This is a genomic window from Microbulbifer mixtoriginis (SeqCode), from assembly GCF_052468275.1.
The window spans coordinates 3,798,582-3,819,451 of the sequence record NZ_CP174341.1 but is presented as its reverse complement, the minus strand read 5'-3'; the positions used below and the strand labels follow the sequence as shown (position 1 = coordinate 3,819,451).

Annotated in this window: 16 protein-coding genes; 11 read left to right on the top strand and 5 right to left on the bottom strand. The window is 50.5% G+C overall.

Features of this window, described 5'->3' with window-relative positions:
• The first annotated feature begins 18 nt into the window (after nucleotides 1–18).
• Nucleotides 19–1,680: a D-arabinono-1,4-lactone oxidase gene (locus ACJJIC_RS16750; RefSeq protein ID WP_252082302.1), complete on the top strand. Its 1,662-nt coding sequence runs from the start codon at nucleotides 19–21 to the stop codon at nucleotides 1,678–1,680.
• A gap of 65 nt (nucleotides 1,681–1,745) precedes the next feature.
• Here ACJJIC_RS16750 and ACJJIC_RS16745 read toward each other — a convergent pair whose 3' ends face one another.
• From ACJJIC_RS16745 to ACJJIC_RS16735, 3 genes are all read right to left on the bottom strand, one after another.
• A complete protein-coding gene (locus ACJJIC_RS16745) occupies nucleotides 1,746–2,528 on the bottom strand; it encodes an alpha/beta fold hydrolase (protein WP_444902686.1) in 783 nt (260 codons plus the stop codon).
• 96 nt (nucleotides 2,529–2,624) lie between these two features.
• Entirely contained in the window at nucleotides 2,625–3,065 is a 441-nt protein-coding gene (locus ACJJIC_RS16740) for a hypothetical protein (protein ID WP_444902685.1), read from the bottom strand.
• A 253-nt stretch (nucleotides 3,066–3,318) separates the two neighbouring features.
• Nucleotides 3,319–3,801 (bottom strand): Lrp/AsnC family transcriptional regulator, encoded by a 483-nt coding sequence (locus ACJJIC_RS16735; RefSeq protein ID WP_152456185.1) that lies wholly within the window; start codon nucleotides 3,799–3,801, stop codon nucleotides 3,319–3,321.
• A gap of 569 nt (nucleotides 3,802–4,370) precedes the next feature.
• On the opposite strand from ACJJIC_RS16735, the gene ACJJIC_RS16730 reads away from it, so the two are divergent.
• The gene (locus ACJJIC_RS16730; RefSeq protein ID WP_444902684.1) at nucleotides 4,371–7,883 is read left to right on the top strand and encodes an indolepyruvate ferredoxin oxidoreductase family protein; all 3,513 of its coding nucleotides are present in this window, start codon (nucleotides 4,371–4,373) and stop codon (nucleotides 7,881–7,883) included.
• Between the two features lie 112 nt (nucleotides 7,884–7,995).
• Here ACJJIC_RS16730 and ACJJIC_RS16725 read toward each other — a convergent pair whose 3' ends face one another.
• Both ACJJIC_RS16725 and ACJJIC_RS16720 read right to left on the bottom strand, forming a co-directional pair.
• The gene (locus tag ACJJIC_RS16725; protein WP_444902683.1) at nucleotides 7,996–8,679 is read right to left on the bottom strand and encodes a ChrR family anti-sigma-E factor; all 684 of its coding nucleotides are present in this window, start codon (nucleotides 8,677–8,679) and stop codon (nucleotides 7,996–7,998) included.
• Between the two features lie 7 nt (nucleotides 8,680–8,686).
• On the bottom strand, nucleotides 8,687–9,304 hold the full coding sequence (locus ACJJIC_RS16720; RefSeq protein ID WP_252082293.1) for a sigma-70 family RNA polymerase sigma factor: 618 nt from the start codon (nucleotides 9,302–9,304) through the stop codon (nucleotides 8,687–8,689).
• A gap of 147 nt (nucleotides 9,305–9,451) precedes the next feature.
• Here ACJJIC_RS16720 and ACJJIC_RS16715 point away from each other — a divergent pair, with 147 nt between their 5' ends.
• From ACJJIC_RS16715 to ACJJIC_RS16675, 9 genes are all read left to right on the top strand, one after another.
• Nucleotides 9,452–9,883, top strand: coding sequence for a nuclear transport factor 2 family protein (locus ACJJIC_RS16715; RefSeq protein ID WP_252082292.1), 432 nt, complete (start codon nucleotides 9,452–9,454; stop codon nucleotides 9,881–9,883).
• Between the two features lie 3 nt (nucleotides 9,884–9,886).
• Entirely contained in the window at nucleotides 9,887–10,663 is a 777-nt protein-coding gene (locus ACJJIC_RS16710) for an SDR family NAD(P)-dependent oxidoreductase (protein ID WP_445357470.1), read from the top strand.
• Entirely contained in the window at nucleotides 10,663–11,916 is a 1,254-nt protein-coding gene (locus ACJJIC_RS16705; protein WP_445357469.1) for an NAD(P)/FAD-dependent oxidoreductase, read from the top strand. The genes ACJJIC_RS16710 and ACJJIC_RS16705 overlap by 1 nt, the downstream gene beginning before the upstream one ends.
• Nucleotides 11,913–12,743, top strand: coding sequence for a DUF1365 domain-containing protein (locus ACJJIC_RS16700; RefSeq protein WP_445357468.1), 831 nt, complete (start codon nucleotides 11,913–11,915; stop codon nucleotides 12,741–12,743). The genes ACJJIC_RS16705 and ACJJIC_RS16700 overlap by 4 nt, the downstream gene beginning before the upstream one ends.
• The gene (locus ACJJIC_RS16695; RefSeq protein ID WP_444909200.1) at nucleotides 12,740–13,993 is read left to right on the top strand and encodes a class I SAM-dependent methyltransferase; all 1,254 of its coding nucleotides are present in this window, start codon (nucleotides 12,740–12,742) and stop codon (nucleotides 13,991–13,993) included. The genes ACJJIC_RS16700 and ACJJIC_RS16695 overlap by 4 nt, the downstream gene beginning before the upstream one ends.
• Nucleotide 13,994: 1 nt before the next feature.
• The gene (locus ACJJIC_RS16690) at nucleotides 13,995–14,501 is read left to right on the top strand and encodes a DUF2878 domain-containing protein (protein ID WP_444909201.1); all 507 of its coding nucleotides are present in this window, start codon (nucleotides 13,995–13,997) and stop codon (nucleotides 14,499–14,501) included.
• 304 nt (nucleotides 14,502–14,805) lie between these two features.
• Nucleotides 14,806–15,201 (top strand): YMGG-like glycine zipper-containing protein, encoded by a 396-nt coding sequence (locus ACJJIC_RS16685; protein ID WP_252082282.1) that lies wholly within the window; start codon nucleotides 14,806–14,808, stop codon nucleotides 15,199–15,201.
• A 174-nt stretch (nucleotides 15,202–15,375) separates the two neighbouring features.
• The gene (ahr, locus tag ACJJIC_RS16680) at nucleotides 15,376–16,392 is read left to right on the top strand and encodes an NADPH-dependent aldehyde reductase Ahr (protein ID WP_444886646.1); all 1,017 of its coding nucleotides are present in this window, start codon (nucleotides 15,376–15,378) and stop codon (nucleotides 16,390–16,392) included.
• A 782-nt stretch (nucleotides 16,393–17,174) separates the two neighbouring features.
• Nucleotides 17,175–20,699 (top strand): amino acid adenylation domain-containing protein, encoded by a 3,525-nt coding sequence (locus ACJJIC_RS16675; protein ID WP_444909202.1) that lies wholly within the window; start codon nucleotides 17,175–17,177, stop codon nucleotides 20,697–20,699.
• Nucleotides 20,700–20,870: the final 171 nt, after the last annotated feature.

Genomic DNA, 20,870 nt, shown 5'->3' with positions numbered 1-20,870 from the left:
CAACAAGGAAGCAAAGGCATGTACCATCCACTTCTCTCCGGGCGAAGTCATTTGTTGCGCCGGGCTACCAATTTCTTGTGTGCGGCAGGTTTGTTTTTTGCTGCGGGGGCTTCGGCGGAGCAGTTACCTCCCCCCATTGATGTACCTGAGGTTTTGAAAAACTATCAGGACACCCAGGATTGTTTTCCCGGTGTTATTCATGACCCTTCAACAATCGCTGAGGTACAGTCGATAGTGCGCGATGCTGCGGCTCAGGGGCGCAAGGTCATGACCGGTACCCGGCGCTTTAACAGCCAGATAGACGCGGCTTGTGCGGGCAACGGCGAAGTGCAAATCACTCTGGAAAATATGAACCAGGTGGTTAGCCTGGATAAAGAAAACCGCTTGGTAACTGTTCAAGCTGGTATGCGTTTTAATGATCTAGCAGCCTATTTGCGTGAGCATGAACTCAGTGTACCGATGGTTACTGAGCTGGCGATCTTCTCGATTGGCGGGATGCTCGGCAGCGGCACTCATGGATCCACCTTTACTCAGAAAAGCAATATGATTTCTGACTATGTCACCGAGATAAAGCTCGTTGATGGCAAGGGGAATCTGCGTGTAATCACTGGTGAACTACTCAATGCTGCGCGGGTTAACCTTGGTGTTTTGGGGGTTGTGGTTGAAGTGACTATTGAAGCCGAACCCGGCTACAAGGTGCAAGCCAAAGTGAAGGGGCACCGGGATGACAGCGATCTGGAGAATGTCATTTTGGGCTTGGCTCGGGATAACCACTCCGCAAATATTGCCTGGTTCCCAGGTCTCGGCCGCTATACGGTTACTACTTATAATAAGGTTCCTTTGGACACCCGGGGCAATGCTTATAACGCTCAAGCTGATGTCTCGGATTTTTCCGAATATCTCTTTGGCCTGATTTTTGATAGCTTGCATGAAGCCGACAGTGCTGCCCTGCAGTGCTTTGCCGCATCTCTGCGCTATACGGCCCGCTCCAGTTCTTATTTCCGCGATGTAAATACCGGTCTAAAGAAATTCATCAAGCCCACGGGGCACGCGGATCTGATGCAGCATTTTGTCTGTAAAGAGCCGAACAATTGTGTTTGGGATAAGTTGCCGATTGCCTTGCAGGAAGTGGCCATACCTTTTGAGGAGCTGCCCAACTGGATTGCCGATGTGCGCCAGATTATTGCCCACAGTGAGCGCACCTGCTTCCCCTTGAACGGTATTTACTTCCGCTTTGGTAAGGCCTCCGATAGCTATCTGGGAATGAGTGCTGGGCGCGACACCGCTTTTGTAGGTATTGAGTATACTCTGCGCCAGCGCGGTGAGGCGGTGCCTAAAAACTACTTTGTAAACCTGGAAATTGAGCAGATGTCGCTACGCAAATATGGCGCCAGACCGCACTGGGGTAAGAATTCGGTGGCTATTTTTGAGGATATGCCCTCGCGCTTCCCGAAATGGTCTCAGTTCCTTGATGCCAAGGCGGAATTGGATCCTGAGAATGTCTTTACCAATCCATTCTGGCAGCGGGTTAGTGGCCAAGACCCTCTTGAGAATTATCTAACGCCCCAATGTAATGCTGACGGGCAGTGCTATTGCAGAACCGATGCACATTGTGAGCAAGGGGCAACTTGCCAAGCAGGTAATTGGTATTCCGAGGCGCGGATATGTAAGAAAGATTAGGCTTGTATTGATACAAAAGGAGTGGTGGTTTCACCACTCTTTTTTATTTTATTGATGATTGAGTGTTAATTCTTTGAAAGGTGCTCTTTAATATACAGGCAAAACTTTTCTGGATTTTCTATTGGCAACATGTGATTTTCTGAAGCCGCTTGCAATAATTTAGATGAAGGAGTGTGACTGGCAGCAGATTTGGATACTATCTGAAAGAGATTTCTGGTATTACTGCCGTATCCAATCGTAGTGGGGATTTGGATTTTCGACAGGTGCTCTTTATCCAGGCAGGGCTTTTCAGTTTGAGAGAGTTGTAAGGGCAGGGTGTGAGCATTCTCCAGTTGCTGGGCCCGAAGTACTGGTGCTTGTGAAGAGAAATAGCCAGCTCTGTTCCCGGAACCATCAATAAGAAACGCCACAGCCTCCTCAAGCTTACCATTGTCAACCGCTTCGAATACCTTGCCAAACATGGCTTCGGCATCCTGCATAAACGCCTCCATTTTCTTGGCATCCAGATGTCCTGGATAGCCAGGCTCATAGATAAATAAGCTTTTGAACAATTTGGGGGCTTTTATTGCTGCGCTTAAGGCAACATCAGCACCATAAGACCAGGCGATCAAGTGAATGGGGCCATCGCCAAGCGTGGCTGAGAAACTAATTAAATCATCGGCATGAGTTTCAATGCCAAAACTTCCACTCGAGCCTTTATTATCAACACCAAAATGTCTTTGGGTGAGAGAAACAACCCTGTATTCTTTTGCGAGTATACGATGGTGTGGTTCCCACATTCTTTCATCGGCAAGTGCACCATGAAGAAAGAGGACAGTTTCTTTAGGTTTTTCTAGTGAGTGCTTCATCTTTGGTATATAAGCTTTATTATTTATTTCTAACTTTTCACTCTCTGAATTAGAGAGCGCTAATAGCTTGGGTTTGCGCTTCTATGCCTTAAAGTTTTACTCTTTGTAAAGTCTGATAAGGGCCAAGAAGCTGATAGGGGCCAAGTTTACTCCAATCCCCCAAGTTTGTTCGCTTAATAGGGAGAGTGAGTATTCAGCACCGATGCTCAGGCGATATGTATCACTGAAGGGTGGATATATCAATAAAAAGGAGGCGCCTACTCCGGTGGCAAGTTTAAAACTCAGAATAGGAGATGTAATCCAGGGGATCTGTACGATAAAAACCCGCTCAAGGTGCTTAATGTTTGAAGGGAATCTCAAAAATTTTATGCCCGCGTATACTGAGTATACAAAAAAGGCAAATACTAGGCTGCTACCAATTGCTTTATTGAATGTTAATTCTCGTGAAATCATGGTATCTGCTGCAACCATAATGCTTCCAATAGAGCCGCCTGCAATTGACGTGGCCAGTAAGATCTTTCTGATTATTGCTTTCAATGACTTCCCTTAAAACACCAATTATTCATATTCTTTTTTGCGGATAGCTTTTCCCAGATCAAGTATATTGATAATTCAATGATCTATGAGAGCCTGTCTCTCAATGAGTTAGCCTGATGGACCCCATTAACAAGAGCAAGATTAATAAACGATCTGCATAGCGAGAGCGCCCGGGTATAACTCAGGCGCTTTAAACTGGAGGATTGCCTTAAAAATTTATCAGGACAGTGGCAGGAGGGTATTTCTGTCTAATTTATTTTTCCAACAACTGATCCAACGGTAATTCAGTGCGGTAACGTACCTGTTTTAGGGAAAAGCTACTCTTAATATGATCAATACCCGGTAACTCCGTCAGTTTTTTATCGAGAAATTCCTGGTAGGCCTGTAGGTTGGGAACAACCACGCGGAGCAGGTAGTCGAAGTCACCGGTCATTAAGTAACATTCCATAACCTCCGGCCATTGGCCGATAACAGATTCAAAATCCTGTAGCTCTTTTTTCACTTGGTGGTTGAGGGTTACCTGAATAAAGACACTAACTGGAAGGCCTACTTTTTCGGGCTCCAAAAGGGTCACGGCGCGCTTGATAAATCCCTGTTCATTGAGATTTTTTACCCGCCGCGAGCATGGCGAGGGGGAAAGGCAGACTTTTTCTGCCAGCTCAATATTGGGAATAGTGGCATCCTCCTGGAGGATCTCCAGGATTTTTTTATCGATGGCATCCAGTAAATAGGCCATGGTTTTTTCCGTATCTCTTCTCTCTGAACGAACACCGGATTATCCGGCTGCTTCACTGCCATGCCGGCATGACAAAACATCCCGGTTGAGTCCTTTCTGGGCAATTATCCTGTTTTATGACTGCGCCGTGAAACCGTTTATTCTTTGTTATCAATATCCGCTCACTAGATCTGTGCTGAGTGACCAGCCACCACCTACTCGTTCACTCAGCTTTCCTGTAACCGACTTGCAAACTAGGAAGGTGGTTACGTGTAGGGGTAGATTCTGCGTCTCTCACAGTGGCGCCCCCGCGTAGGGCCTATTCGATGAATCCCTAAAAAACTGACTTTTTGAGTGAATTGTTGCTGGTAGTTTGTGATCTTTAGCGAGTTGTGTCCGTATTATGCCCTAGCCAGGCTTATTTTGGTATGACCTGCCCGGCCGGGCGGTGTTAATTTTAGCGGCTAGTAAGCAGATGCTTCGGTTTGGCTTTGAGCTGTTTCAGTAGGTGCCGAGAGAAATGTGGCACCGTGGCTATCGTCATCAAACCGGGCAAAAGAAAAGCAATAATGAATTAATAGGTGGTACCCATGGCAATGGTCGAAGGCGATCAGGAGCTGGGCTTTGATACCGAGTATTCTCTCAAAGCCGCATTTACCCGTGATTCTGGCCGAGTCTTTCTGACTGGTATTGATGCGCTGGTGCGCCTGCCGCTCATGCAGAAACGTATGGATGAGCTGGCTGGCCTGAATACTGCGGGCTTTATTTCCGGCTATCGGGGCTCCCCTCTCGGCGGTTACGACCAAGCGCTCTGGCGTCATAAGAAGCTACTCGCTGGGCACGATATCCACTTTGAACCGGGTATTAACGAAGACCTTGGGGCCACCAACATTTGGGGTACCCAGCTAGTCGATCACTACCGAGAGCAGGCTACCCGCGATGGGGTCTTTTCCATTTGGTATGGCAAGGGCCACGGGGTGGATCGCACCGCAGATGTATTTCGCCAGGCGAATATCCAGGGCACCGCCAAACTCGGCGGTGTGCTGGCATTGTGTGGCGATGACCACACCGCTGAGTCCTCCATGTTTTCCCACAACACCGATCAGATTTTTGAATCGGTAATGATGCCGTTGCTGTTTCCCACCAGTATCGACGAGTATCTCACTCTCGGTCTCGCTGGTATTGCACTTTCGCGCTTTTCCGGTCTGTGGGTAGGGTTCAAGGCCATTACCGAAACGGTAGAGGCCGGTGCCTCTCTGGTGGTTCCAAGCTTGCCACAGTTCACTATTCCGGCGGACTTCCCCATTCCTGCCCATGGCTTGAATTATGACCCGCACCTGAATTGGCCCGCTGAGCGCCTGGAGTACGAGCGCCGTATGCTGGAGGAGCGCTTGCCGGCGGCGCAGGCCTTTGCCTATGTCAATCGCCTGGATAAAACAACGCATGAAAGCGAGCGCAAGCGCTTTGGAATCGTGACTGTGGGCAAGGCCCATGGGGACCTGCTGGAAGCGTTACAACTGCTCAACCTGAGCGAGGAAGATCTGCGCCAGGCGGGCATTGCCATTTATAAGGTGGCGATGTCATGGCCCCTGGAGCCTCGCGGTATCAGTGAGTTTGCCGACGGCATGGAACGACTGCTGGTGGTGGAGGAAAAACGCCCGCTGGTGGAAGACCAGTTGAAGAAACTGCTGTATGGCTGGGAGGACAACCGCCGCCCGAAAGTAGTCGGTAAGAAGGACCTCAATGGTGAAGATCTGCTGCCGGCGATCTGGGGTTTTGGACCAGATCAGGTGGCCAAGGCGATTACCCGCTGGCTGGCAGATACTGACCTCGCACAGCGTTTGATCCCCCTGGCAGAAAAATTGGGAGGCAATGTGCCTCAGCGAGCACAAGGCCTGTTGGCGCGGGAGCCAATTTTCTGTGCTGGCTGCCCCCACAATACTTCCACCAAACTACCGGAGGGCAGCCTCGGCAGTGCCGGCATTGGCTGTCATATCATGGCGCTGGGCAAGGGGCTGCGCACCGATACTTACTCCCATATGGGCGGTGAAGGCGCCCATTGGGTGGGGTTGCACCGCTTCTCGAATGCCGAGCATATTTTCCAAAATATGGGAGATGGTACCTATAACCACTCCGGTTTATTGGCGATTCGCCAGGCAGTCGCCAGTAAGGTCAATATCACCTACAAAATCCTTCTCAACGATGCGGTGGCTATGACCGGTGGCCAGCCTGCCGATGGCGAGGTAAACGCTCCAAGTCTGGCCGCGCAGCTGCTGGCAGAAGGCGTTGGGGTGGTGGTTCTGCTCAGTGAAAACCCCGATCACTGGCATCAGCACCGTGGCCAGTTGCCGGCGAAAGTGGAAGTGTTAGACCGTTCAGAGCTGGATGCCGTCCAGCGCCGTCTGCGTGAAACGCCGGGTGTCACCGCCATTATTTACGAGCAGGTGTGCGCCGCAGAAAAACGCCGGCGCCGCAAGAAAAAACTGATGGTGGATCCGCCCAAGCGCCTACTGATTAACCAGCGCGTGTGTGAGGGTTGTGGTGATTGCAGTGTGCAGTCGAGCTGTATCGCCGTGGAGCCCCTGGAAACCCCCTATGGCCGCAAGCGTCAGATCAATCAGTCCAGCTGTAACAAAGATATGCGCTGTGCCGATGGCTTCTGTCCCAGTTTTGTCACCATCGAGGGTGGTGAGCTGAAGAAACCGCCGGTTCAGTCTCTGGCTGAGTCCCTGGATTCTGCCATCGTCGATTTGCCGCCAGCGCCGGTGGCAGCCCTGGAACAACCTATTAGCATCTTGGTGGCCGGTATCGGCGGCAGCGGTGTACTCACTGTGGCGGCACTTTTGGGTATGGCCGCGCACCTGGAAGACAAGGGCAGTACCACGCTGTATTTCACCGGCCTATCACAGAAAAATGGTGCGGTGGTCGCCCACGTAAAAGTGGGTGCGCGCCCGGAAGCCATCACTACTGCACGTATCCGCGATGGCGCCGCTGAGCTGCTGCTCGGTTGCGATATGGTCACCGCTGCGGGCCAGCGCCCGAAATTTGCCACGGGCAAAATGCGTGCGCTGGTGAATACGGCGGAGGTGCCGGTGGCGGCCTTCGTACGAGACAACGAATTAGCTTTCCCGGCGGATGCCACCCAACAGAGCATTGAGTCCCTCTGTGCCGAGTATTTCGCCTTCGATGCGAATAAGTACGCACAGGCGCTGTTTGGCGATACGGTTGCCAGCAACCTGATGATTATGGGCTTCGCCTGTCAGAAGGGACTGCTGCCAATTGGTGAGGCGGCACTGGAGCGGGCCATCGAACTGAATGGTGTGGCAGTGGAAAATAACCTGCGCGCATTCCGTGCGGGGCGCTTGTTGGCGACGGACCCGAGGGCGATAGAAAAGCTGGCGGTACCGGCGCAGCCCGTAAAGATGATCGAGCCGCAGGAATCTGTGGAGCAACTGATCGCGCGTTTGAGCCGCGAGCTGGTTGAATATCAAAATGCCGCTTACGCTCACCAGTTCACACAGGGTATCGAGCATTTATACCGAGCGGAGCTGGCTCTTGCCGGCACGACGGGGGAATTGACCCGCACTGCAGCCAACAGCTTGTTCAAAGCCATGGCCTATAAAGATGAGTACGAGGTAGCGCGCCTGTACAGCGGCGAGGATTTCCAGCGTCAGTTGCGCGAGACTTTTAGCGGTGATTATTCCCTCAAATTCCATATGGCCCCGCCATTGCTGGCACGCCCCGATGCCAGTGGCCGGGTGCGCAAGATGCAGTTTGGCCCTTGGATGGGCCGCTTAATGCCATTGTTGGCACGTGGTAAAGCGTTGCGTGGTTCCGTGCTGGATGTGTTTGGCTACACCGAAGAGCGCCGCGCCGAACGGGACTGGGCGCGCCAGGTGGCACAGGCGGTGAAGTCGGTGGCGGCTCAGCTAAGCGCTGACAATCTTGCCGAAGCCCAGGAATTGCTGGCAATTCCTATGCAAGTGCGCGGTTACGGGCATGTGCGTGAGCAGAAATTTGCCCAGGTACAGGAGCGCTGGCAGCAGTTATTCACCCAGTTTACCGCGGGGAACAAGGAGCAGGCGCCGGTGGCGGTTTCCTGAGCCCCTGGGTAAGCAACGGAAAGAGTGCATCGGAAATAAGTAAGGAATGGATGTATGGCAGGGACGCCAGTGATATTTCTTACCGTGTACCTGGAGGCAAAATCTATCGGGTCTAACCCGGCCGAAAGGGGATCAGCGGATTGAGAAACAGACCGCGGACTCCAGTGAGTGAAACCGGAGCTTCTACTGCGGAAAAACACAGGCAGTCCATGTCCTGAGTGGCGATGGGCCTGTGTACCTGCCCCGGCTCGCGCAGGACAAAATCCCCCCGCCCATAGATACCGTTGTGATCGGAAAAGCTGCCGTGCAGTACCAGGGCGAATTCCCGCCCACGGTGATCGTGTTTCGGTAGTCCGCTGCCGCTGCGCAGGCTGTGAAAAGCCACTTCATACTCTCTCTGTCCAGACTTGAGCCGGCATATTTGTAGGTTGCGAGTCAGGGTCTTCCAGCGCCTGTTTGGATTGCTGGCCAATAATTTATTTAACACTTTGGGTAAGTGGTCCATAGCCGGTTCCCTGCTGACCGGGGCCGGGGTGGAGCTTTCTTCATTTTTGTGGAGGATTTTCTCCGGGATCTGGCTGATGCGTTCCATCAGGCGCTCGAAGGCGTTGGCTTGCAATGGCTGCGCCGGGCTCCCATTTAGGAGGGAGCCACCGAGATTGTTCAGGGTATGCAATTGGGATCGGCAATCAGCACACATCTGCACATGGGCTGCAACAACCAGGCTGGGGCCCCTGGCCAAGCTGCCTGAGGCGTATTCCAACAGAAGGTTTTCATCCGGGTGATGGCGAATCATTGGATGTTTACCTGACGAACCGAGCTTGCAATTTCTTCATGGCCAGGCGCACCCTGGATTTGACCGTGCCCAAGGGAAGGCGCAATTCTTCGGAGATCTCGCTGTGGGATTTTCCCTCCATATAGGCCTTTTCCAAAATGTGGCACTGTTCAGCGGGCAGGGCGCTGAGGCCATCGGCAATATCGCGCTCGTTGCGCTTGTGTTGTAAGAACAGCAGCGGCTGGCTTTCCAGGTTCTCATCCCAAATATCGGCCACATCAACATCGTTGTCGCGATTTTGATGGCGCTGGTTGCGGCGCAGCATGTCAATACGGCAATTGCGCATAATAGTGAATATCCAAGTGCTGGCCGAGGCCTTGCCCTGGTCAAAGCGGGGGGCTTTATGCCATACCTTGAGCATAACTTCCTGCACCAGTTCATCGGCCGCTTCGGCGTTGAGTGCCTGGGTACTGCGGCTGTGGTGGAAGCCCTTAATGAGCGGGGCAAAATGTCGGAAAACACGCTCAAACGCCTGGCGGTCGCGCTGAGCGCCAACCTGCGTTAGCAGCCTGCTCCAGTCATCCTTGTAGTCCTGGGAAGCTTTCACCGCAATTCCATTGCCGTTTTGTCTTTGCCTATGCGCCATATTAGCGCTCTCTAATGTTGTGTCGATCCTTACTACGCATCTGCGCACTAAATGGATTGGGTTATTTTTATTTTGGCGCTGTGATCTGCCATTGGCAGGCTAACGTAAATCAGAGGGGTAGCGCCGCGGAATACAGTGGAAGGGAAAATGAGCAGCCGCACATTGGTAAAAGAAGTCCAGTCTTATTATCGGGATTTTTTGGTTAGAGACCCGGCGGAACTGTCAAATATGTACAGTGACAAAATTGTGTTTCGCGATCCTCTGCACCGAATCGAGGGGCTCCCCGCCCTCAAGGCCTATTTCTCTGATATGAGCCACGGCCTTACCCAGTGTCGCTTTCGCTTTGAGGAGGCTTCCATTACCCGTGATAGTGCCTGCCTGCCCTGGTATATGCACTATGCACACCAGTCTTTGAAGGGCGGCCGGCCGCTGCGTTTACGCGGTTGTAGTTTGGTGCGCTTTTCCGACAAAGTGTTTTATCACGAAGATTTCTATGACATGGGGGCAATGGTGTACGAGCAGGTGCCCCTGCTGGGCTCCCTGTTGCGCAGGATTAAGTTGCGTCTGGAGCGGGGCTGACTGGTGACGGAGATTCGCGGCAGGACACTATGGGTTACCGGAGCCAGTTCCGGCATTGGACGCGCCTTGGTCTTGCGCCTTGCCGAGCATAATAACTTTGTAATTGCCAGTGGGCGCCGGCGTGAAGCGCTAGAAGAGCTGCAACAGCTCGCTCCCACACATATTCGCATACTCGACTGCGATGTGGCCGACGACAGCGGTATGGCCTCTACCTTCGAGCGCCTCAAGGATTTAACCGATCATCTGGATACGGTGATTGCCTGTGCTGGCACTTGTGAGTACGACGATGATTTACAGCTTGATACCACAATGTACCGGCGGGTTTTTGATGCCAATTTCTTTGGTGTAGTGAATACATTGCATTGTGCTTTACCGCTGTTGGCTGTCAGTGCTTCTCCGGTTTTTGCCGCATTGGGCAGCTTATCTTCGCTAGTGCCATTTCCCAGGGCAGAGGCTTATGGCAGCTCCAAAGCCGCGCTGGATTATTTTCTGGCATCGGTACGTGGGGATGTCTGTCATACCAACCTCAAGGTCGTGTTGATCCGCCCTGGTTTTGTCAACACCCCGCTCACTGCGCAGAACGACTTTGACATGCCTTTTTTGATTAGCGCGGAGCAAGCAGCGGAGTATATTGAGGTGGGGTTGGCTCGCAAAAAATCCATAATCGATTTTCCTCTGCGCTTGAGCCTGCCACTGCGTTTTCTCGGATTTTTCCGTTCTCTTTGGTTTCGTTTTTGCACACCAAAAATAAGTAGGATTCGTACCTTAAGGAAGAGTTGATGCGTATTGCCATCGTCGGGAGTGGAATTGCCGGCATGACGGCGGCTTATCTTTTGAGTCGCAAGCATGAGATTACCTTGTTTGAATCACAGGACCGCCTGGGGGGGCATACGGCGACTATTGATGTAGAGGAAGAAGGCAAGCGAACCCTGGCTATTGATACCGGCTTTATCGTGTATAACGACTGGACCTACCCGAACTTTATTCGTTTACTCAATGAGCTGGGTGTCGAATCCCAGCCAACCTCTATGGGTTTCAGTGTGCGCTGTGATCGGGAGGGCTATGAGTATGCCGGCAACAATCTCAATACATTATTTTCCCAGCGCTCCAATCTTCTCAGTGCCGGCCACTGGCGCATGTTATGGGATATAGTGCGGTTTAATCGCACTGCTATGCGAGATTGGCGCGAAGGGCGTCTTCATGAGGGCCTGACCCTGGGTGAGTATTTACCGGCAAATGGCTATTCTGCCGAATTTGCCAACCGTTATCTGGTGCCCATGGGTTCGGCAATTTGGTCGGCCAGTGTGTCGCAGATGCTGGAATTCTCGGTAAGTTTTTTTGTGCGCTTCTTTTTCAATCACGGGCTGCTCAATCTGCTGCGGCGGCCACAGTGGCGCGTGATTAAAGGGGGCTCTCGCTCTTATATTCCTGCGCTGAGTACGCCCTATGCCGATAGGATTCGGCTCTCCACTAAAGTGAAATCCCTCTGGCGCAAGGAGCAAAGCGTAGAGCTAGTGACCAGTAAGGGCGAGCAGCTGACGTTTGATCAGGTAATCCTTGCCTGCCACTCGGATCAAGCGCTGGAATGCCTTAAAGATGCCTCTAATTTGGAGCGACAACTGCTCAGTGCCATCCCCTACGCGTGCAATAGTGTGGCTCTACATACCGATTCCACTTTATTACCACAGCACAGGCGCAGTTGGTCCAGCTGGAATTACCGCTTGCGTGCCGAAAGCGATGAGCTGCCGGTACTCACTTACAACATGAATATCCTGCAGGGATTGGCAACGGATAAAACCTATTGTGTCACCCTGAATGCTGAGGAGCGAATCAACCCTAAAAAAATTCTCGCTCGCTTTGAATACGCGCATCCCCAGTTTTCTGTGGCGGGTAATCGTGCCCAACAGCGGTGGGAGAGGATAAACGGAGTGAATCGTACCTGGTTTTGTGGCGCTTACTGGGCCAACGGCTTTCATGAAGATGGGGTATGCAGTGCGCTGCGGGTTGCCAAAGGGCTTGGGGTTGATTGGTGAAGGAAAAGCCAAAGGCTATCGTTGCTGGCGCGGCCATGAAGAGCGCTATTTATACTGGTTGGGTTCAGCATCGTCGTTTTGCGCCCCGTCAAAATCAGTTCCGCTACAAAGTGTTTATGGTTTATTTAGACTTGGCGGAGCTGGATGATTTTTGCTCGTTATCGCGCTGGTGGTCCAAAAAGTCCTGGGCACCGGCTCGATTTCGTCGCGAGGATTTTTTTGGCGATCCGAAACTCAGTGTCGAAGAGGCTGTATGTCTCAGAGTTGAGCGGGTTGCAGGAGAGCGCCCGCAAGGGCCCATACGCGTGCTCGCTAATTGGCGCTACTTTGGCTATAACATGAATCCCATCAGTATTTATTACTGTTTTGATGCCGAGGGCAGGGAAGTGCATTGGCTATTACTGGATGTTCATAATACTCCCTGGAAGGAGCGTCATAGCTATGTACTCGATTGCCGCTCTGGGGCTCGTGTACAGAAAGTAGCTTTTGCAAAGACTTTTCACGTCTCCCCATTTATGCCGATTTCCCAGGGATATCGCTGGAGAAGTATTACTCCCGGCGATCGCCTAACCGCTTATTTACAGAATTTTGATTTAAGCGATGAGGAGCAGGAAGAGCGCCCCTTATTTGATGCCATTCTCAGTCTGCGCCGCAGTGAGCTGAGTGGTGACCTGCTCAATCGTATCCTGATCCAGTATCCATTTATGACCGTAAAAGTGATTGCCACAATTTATTGGCAGGCGCTGAAATTATGGTTCAAGCGCACACCTGTCTATGCCCATCCCGGTGGCAGGGGTGAAGTCCAGGGAGGGGAGAAGCGTTTATGAATGCAAAAGAATCTTCACAGGTTATTGTCGAAGGAGAGAGCCAGTCCTGGTTGATCAGACTCGCCCGCAAGCTGGTTTTGGGCAAGATGCAAGTGATAGAGCGCGGCCATCTATTGATTGAAGAAGGGGATAGCCATTACCGTTTTGGTCAACCAATTGAACAGGCAAAAGTTCGGGCGCATATTCGTGTGCGGGATCCCATTGCCTATGTACAGGTATTGTTAAACGGCACTATTGGTTCCGGTGAAGCCTATATGGAAAAGGTTTGGGACTCCCCGTGCTTATTGGATGTCATTCGCCTGATGGTTGACAATATGTCCCTGATTGAAAGTATGGATAGCCGCTGGAGTAAATTGCCCCGTATGCTGCTGCGTGCCCTGCATTGTCTCAACAGTAACAACCGCCGTGGCTCGCGTAAAAACATTGCTGCACATTACGATCAGGGAAATGATTTTTTTCAGTTATTCCTCGATAAAACCATGCTCTACTCCTCGGCGATATTTCCCTCAGAGCAGACAACCTTGTACCAGGCTTCCATCCATAAAATGGAGCATATTTGCCAAAAACTGCAATTAAAGCCCGGAGACCACTTGCTAGAAATAGGCACTGGTTGGGGGGGCATGGCCATTTATGCGGCAAAACACTACGGCTGCCAGGTAACCACTGCGACTATTTCTGAAAAACAATATCAATACGCTCGCCAATGGGTGGAGCGTGAAGGACTACAAGATAAAGTACACGTGCTGCTACAGGACTACCGGGATTTAGAGGGACGCTTTGATAAACTGGTCTCTATTGAAATGGTTGAGGCAGTAGGGCACGAATACCACCACAAATTTTTCTCAATTTGTGGGCGCCTGCTTAAAGAGGATGGCCTGATGTTGATGCAGGCCATTACCATTTCGGATCAACGCTACCATCAATATCGCAAAGATATTGATTTTATCCAGCACTATATTTTTCCCGGCGGCTGTCTGCCATCCAATCAAGTGATTGCTCAGCAGACTGCCATGGCTACCGATATGCAGATTGTGGGGTTAGAGGATATTACTGCAGACTATGCGCGTACCTTGCAACATTGGCGCAAAGCATTTTTGAATCAGCTGCCGCAAGTGCGCAATTTGGGCTTTGACGATCGCTTTATTCGCATGTGGGAATTCTACTTGTGTTACTGCGAGGGTGGCTTTATGCAGCGGGTGATCAGTACTGCTCAGTTCGTCTTCGCCAAGCCACGCGCTCTTATCGGCTGATATGTGGCGGTTAATAGTCAACGCTTTATTATTTGATATTGCCTGGCCTCTCTGTGTGATAGTCGCACGCCCCTGGATTGTTGTGCCCTTCACCTTGATCAATTTGTTCATCCACTTAACTTTTGTGGTAAATCTGCGTAGGGAGCCTTTGTGGTTGGGGGGTGTTTTTTTATTTGGTGTGGGGGTGGATTCCGTTCTCTTCCATTTAGGTATCTTGCAAAATCTCAGCGGTATTTCTTGGCCACCCATTTGGCTGGTGTGTTTATGGTTAAACTTTGCGATGACGTTGCGTTACAGCTTGGTGTTTTTGCAGCGTAATTTGTGGTTGGCAGTGTTACTGGGTGGTTTTTTTGGTCCTTTTAGCTATTACACCGGCGCTTTTCTGAATGGCACCGTAGAGTTGGGTCAGCCCCTGTGGCAATCACTGATGATCCTGTCTCTAATTTGGGCATTGATATTGCCGGGATTTAGTTACCTGGCTCGCGCTATTAATCCCGCTTACCGGTAAAGAGTTTTAACTCTGTTCACGGGTGAATTTTTATGTGAGAGCTTGTTTTTAAGCTTTTGCTTGGCAGGTAGACCCCTTTCCTTGAAGACTCCCTAAAGACCTCTTAACTTTTTCCTCCAGGTAATCACAATGGCTTTAGCAAGTTCGCAAGCCATATCAAATTCCGATTGTTAGGCTATCTGGTCACTCTTTTCTTCGCTTTTTCTCTTCATCGACTGGCGCCATCTTCAACCAACAGCTAAACCTAAAGATGAAAAGCGTGACATATACGCAATCTCTAGGCTCAGGCTGTAAGAGGTGTTCGATGAAAACTGGTATTAGCGCAACTGCAGGATTTTGCATAGCTCTATTAGCTGGCTGTGCTGCTCAACCGGAACAGGTACCTGGTGCCGGTGGCATTGTGATTGATACCTGGGGCGTCAATATGAACCAGTATCAAATCGACCTCTCTGAGTGTAAGGGGATTGCTTATTCCACCTACAGCGACCAGGGGCGCCGGGGGTTAACCGGTGCTGCGGGCGGAGCTGTAGTGGGCGGCGCGCTGGGCGCTATTGTTGGTGATAGCAGTCGCGCAGCGGCGGCAGGTGCTGGAGCGGGCGCTCTGGTGGGTGGCCTCTCTGGTGCTGGCAGTGCCGGTGCAGAAGCCCAGCAGATTATCAAGAACTGTCTGCGCGGGCGCGGATATCGCGTGCTCAATTAATTCCCCTCACAGGAGTTAGCCAGGTTTTCTCGTGGGTCCTCTGATATTCGGCAACCTCACAGGACTTGGCTTGGGCCGGGAAACCCCCGGCTCTTTTTTTTCACTCTTCTTAGCCGCGGCTTTTTAGGCCGAATGCACAGGGTTGATCTTCAGTGAATACCACGGGAGTAGGTTATGACCAGTGGGACTACCATCAATGCCTATGGGGTTATGCAAGCCGGCGGGCCCTTTAAACCCTATCAGGTAGAAGTGGGGGATCTGGGAGCAACAGAGGTGGAGTTGGAGGTGCTCTACTGTGGTATTTGCCACAGTGATCTCAGCATGATTGAGGATGAGTGGGGGGTGTCCAAGTTCCCCATTGTTGCGGGTCATGAAGTGATTGGACGGGTGTTGGCTGCGGGAGAGCAGGCCGGGCACTTTAAGCCCGGTACGGTTGTCGGCCTGGGTTGGAATTCCGGCTATTGTGAGACCTGCCACTACTGCCGGCGGGGCGATCAAAATTTGTGTGCCGAAGCTCGCTTTACCACTCTTACCGGCGGGGGCTTTGCCGATAAAGTTCGTGCAGATATGGGTAGCCTGGTGGTTATTCCAGAGGGAGTAGACCTAGTTTCGGCTGGGCCTCTCCTGTGTGGCGGCATTACGGTATTTAATCCACTGATACAGTTTGATATTCAACCGACGGCTAAAGTGGGGGTGATTGGTATAGGAGGCCTGGGGCATTTGGCCTTGATGTTTTTGAATGCCTGGGGTTGTGAGGTAACGGCATTTACTTCCAGTGAGCATAAGCGCACCGAAGCTTTGTCTCTCGGTGCTCACAAGACATTGAACTCACGTGATCCGGAGGAAATTAAATCAGCCTCCATGAGTTTCGATTTCATAATCTCCACGGTCAATGTCAATCTGGATTGGGATTTATATATTCAGGCTTTAAAACCAAAAGGGCGCCTGCATTTTGTCGGTGCTGTTGTGGATCCAATCCAGTTTACCCTCTTCCCCATGATATTTGGCCAGCGTGATATCTCCGCTTCTCCAGTGGGTAGCCCTGCAGCCATTGAAACGATGCTTGACTTTGTCGCACACCATCAGATCAGGCCGCAGGTGGAAATTTATCCTATGAGCCAGATAGAAGAAGCTTTTAAGCATTTGAAATCGGGCAATCCTAAGTATCGTATCGTGCTGTCCAGGGAGTAATAGGAGGGTTTGGGGTGCTATTAGGGGCAACAGCAGGGTATTGCGGTCAATGGCGATCTTCTCAAACTTTTCGATATGCAGGGTCTGACTTTATTTTCTTTATCTGTTCTTAGTAAGTTGTAAATAAGCCGCTTAATCTTGATAGCACTTAAGGTGCCTTTTTTATGGTTGTTATCCCTCTCTGTGAACATTTTCGAAATGCAGGTAGGCATGCATGTACCATTTATTTGGATGCTCAATGAGAGGGAATCATTTTTTTGTGAATTTTTAACTGTGGGTGCAGTCGTATAGATTTCTTTGGCAATAAAAAATAAATATAAGATGGTTATATTAAGGTTGAGCTGCAGGGTTGCGAGGGAAGGGTTTTAGGTGCTTGTTTATCAAGTTTTTCCCTGAAAGATAACTCAACAATTTACTTGCTAGAGCTTTTGTCTGCGTAGCGTTTGTTTATTGGTTTAGAGTTCTTGGAGGTACTTATTTAAAAGGTGAAGCTTTGGTGTAAGCTAAAAACTTCTCTAAATAGAGAATTTAGTATCAGTTTGAGTGTTACACTTTTTGTAAGGTTCAAATAAATATTTGTACTTGTGTGTTTGGTTTTAAATTTAGGGGAGCTCTAAAAAGTAAGAAACTTGACCAAGTTTGAAAGACATTAATTTGCATTGAAAGTTAATTTCCAGATCTTTAATAAAGATAAAAGGTAAGATTCTGTGAGTAGTCCAGTTAAAAACTCCAAAATAAGATCCCAGTTCAATATTTCAATCTGCCACTTGATTGCACAGCAAATGAAAGCAGCTCCTCATCGCATAGCGATTATTGATGGGGAGGTCAGAGTGAGCTACGAGTGCCTGCTGCAGCGGGCCGGCGCGATTGCGGCGGAGCTTGAGCGCCGGGATATTCAACCCGGCGCCTTGGTGGGGGTATGCATGAAGCGCTCCTGGGAGCTTGTGGCAACTTTAATTGGCGTAATGCGAGCAGGGTGTGCCTATGTACCTTTGGATCCAGCTTACCCTCAAGATCGTGTGGGTTACATGCTGGAACATTCAGGTGCTGTGGCAGCTATCGTGGATAGTGATAGCTCTGCGGACCTATGTCGCGAAGTGGGTGAGTTAATCTGGCTCAACAGAGTGAGTGCTCAAGGCAAAGAATTTCTAACTGATTCAGCGGGGCCATCAGCCAGTGACTTGGCCTATGTGATCTATACCTCTGGCTCTACCGGCAAGCCAAAAGGTGTTGCGGTTGAGCATCGGTGTATTGTGGCCATGTGCCACTCTATGGATGAATTGTTCAGTGAGGAAGAACTCCGGGGGGTCTTTGCAGGGGCCTCAGTCTGTTTCGATACTTCTGTAATGGAAATCTTCGGTACCTTGTCACTTGGGGGCACAGTAATACTGGGTAAGAATATTCTGGAATTACCAAACCATCCGGCAACAGATCAAGTCAGAACTTGCGTATCTGTCGCCTCCGCAATGCAGACATTATTAGCTTCCGAGAAGTTGCCAGCTGGACTTCAGTGTCTTGTATTTGGTGGAGAGGCATTAAAGCGGTCTCTGGTTGATCAAGTTTATAGCTTGAGGCCAGGGCTAAGGCTGTTTAACGCCTATGGTCCTACCGAAGATACTGTGTACTCGACCATTGCCGAAATTAAGCCTGGCACTAAGTCGATCACAATTGGAAAATCAGTACCAGGCTCCCGTGCCTATATTTTAAATGAGTCCATGCAACCCGTTTCTTCAGGAGAAGCCGGTGAGTTGTATCTTGCAGGAGGTAAGCTGGCAAGAGGTTATTTATATGACGAAGCCCTCACTAAAGAGCGTTTCATCGAAATAGAATCTAGTGACCTCATCCAAGATAGCCGTTTGTATAAAACTGGGGACCTGTGTCAGTGGGCGGAAAATGGAGAGATCGAATTTCTTGGCAGAATCGACCAGCAGGTTAAGGTCAGGGGGTTCCGCATTGAGCTTGGGGAGATAGAGTCGACGCTTGAGATTATGCCGGGTATTGATGCTGCTGCAGCGGCCGCCGTAGATGGTGGTATTGGCCAGAAAATGCTCGCGGTCTATATTGTTAACCAGGATAAAACGGTAACAGATATAGCCGTTAAAGAGTTCCTGGCACAGCGACTTCCAAAATATATGGTCCCGCAAATTGTGAGGCACCTAGAGGTATTACCTATGCTCCCCAACGATAAGCTCGATCGCAAAAAGCTTATGGAGCTAGAGGAGGGCTATGCTGGTTTGGAATTAAGTGTTGATACAGTGAGTAATTCCAGTGACTTGATGCAGCGCCTGATTGGTTCCAGCTCAGAGCAGCAAAGCATCTTATTATCGATTATTCAAAGAGAGGTGGCCGTTCTCCTGAATTTTCCTGATCAGAAAGAAGTATCTCCAGAACAGTCCTTCTTTGGTCTCGGCCTCGATTCCCTCACAACTCTGGAATTGGCCAGACGTTTGAGCAACAACTTGGGTCACTCGGTTGCTTCCCAGGCGATTATTAATTACGCCACTCCTAATGCCCTAACGAACTACATCCTCGGTACTTTGAGTGATGGCGAAGCCAAGGGTTCGGATGAAAAAGTGAATCGCACTGCATCGGATTCACTTGCCAGCTTCCAATCGCATATCCAGTCCAGCCATCCTACATTCCAGGCTGCAAAAGCGCCGTCCTGGTCTGCACTGGATAAGAGTAAGCTGGTGCAGGAAGTCATGTATATGGTGAACGACCAGCGCAGAAATCCCTACAGCAAAGTCCTGCGCACAGGTAGCGCCACTCATGGCACGGTGAGTGATGTTTACAACGATGAAGAACAGGAAGCAATAATCTGGACCACCAATCTATATCTTGGCCTGAACCGAGATAAGAAAGTTATGCAGGAGGCCGCTTCCGCAGTAGCGAAATTTGGTACTGGTATGGGGACCTCTGCGGCAGCATCAGGCCTCACAGATCTTCACCTGGAGTTCGAGACCGAGTTTGCAAAGCTGGTCGGAAAGCCGAGCGCTTGCCTGTTCCCAACAGGTTATACCGCTAATGTTGGAGTGGTTGCAGGGCTTCTTGGTAAAGACGATGTAGTGGTTATCGACCAGCTTTGTCATGCATCTATTGTGGATGGCGCTCGTCTTTGTGGTGCCACGATTAGGACCTTCAAACATAATGATGTGGCCGACCTGGAGTCTGTGCTTGAGTCGGAAGTATCCCCATACCGAACGGTCCTGGTTGTTCTGGAGGGCGTATACAGCATGGGAGAGGGCGCCGCACCGGTAGCCAAAATTGTCCGCGCGGCCAAGAAATATGACGCGCTTGTCTTGGTAGATGAGGCACATTCTTTCGGTTTTTATGGTGAAGGTGGAGCGGGCATTTGTGCCGCTCAGGGAGTTACCGATCAAGTAGACTTTATTATGACAACGCTCAGTAAGGCACTTGGTAGCCTCGGTGGCGTTATTGCGGCGAAGGAAGAATATGTAGATCTTTTGAGATCATCATCCAGAGCTTACATTTTCCAGGCTTCGATCAGTCCTGCAGATATTGCCGCGGCATTGACTGCTTTGCGCAGGCTCAGTACTGATGATGGTTTACGGGAGCGGCTCTGGGATACGACACGCTATATGCGGCAGCGCTTCGAACAAGCTGGCTATGATTTGGGAACAGGGGATGGGCCTATTGTCACGCCGCACTTTAGTAGCAAAGACAAGCTGTTTGCGATAGTACAGGAATTATATAAACGTGGTGTTCAGACATCAGCGGTTACCTATCCCATAGTGGAGAGTGGGCGTGGCCGACTCCGACTTATTTGCTCGGCAGCCCACACGAAAGAGGATGTCGATAAAACTGTTGAAGCTTTGATTGAGGCGGAGCGGGAAGTTGATAGCTCATTGGTGGCAAGTAAAGAGCTATCGATGGATTCAAACTCTGCACAGTCCGAAGTAGAAGATTGGGCTCATAGTTTTTCCAGCTATCTTAAACGATCACTGGCCAAGCGCTCTGGTCCAACGCCAAACTTGTCTTTATCCATTCGTGTTTCTGACCAGTCAGAGCCAGTAAGGATTTTGTATTACGACGGCAATATCACTTTGAGCGATCATGAAATTTCCGGTCTGCCCACGTGTTCAATACTTCTTAAAAGCAGCGGGGCTGTTTCCGCCTTGCACTCCTCCGATGTACAAAGTCTGCTTAAGAGCATCTGCGAAGGAGGCTGTGTGTTAAATGGCCAAGTGGAAGCGTTTATTTGGTTTATCGCGCGCATGGTTGATCTGCGGCGAGGCTCTAAAGAGTCGGCGCGCAGTGAGTTGCGCCGCGAGCAAGCCGTTTGCTAGTTGAGGTGAAGAAATAACTTAGCGCCAAAAAGGCTCTAGATGTTTGGCTCCTAGGCAAATGCTGCGGGGCCTCTATCCAAATTAAGATGGCAGCTGGGAAGCTCAGATAAGAGTATCTACAGAAGCAGAGGGGTTACAGCGTTTCTACAGTTGTGCTTCTCCTCTGTAGAG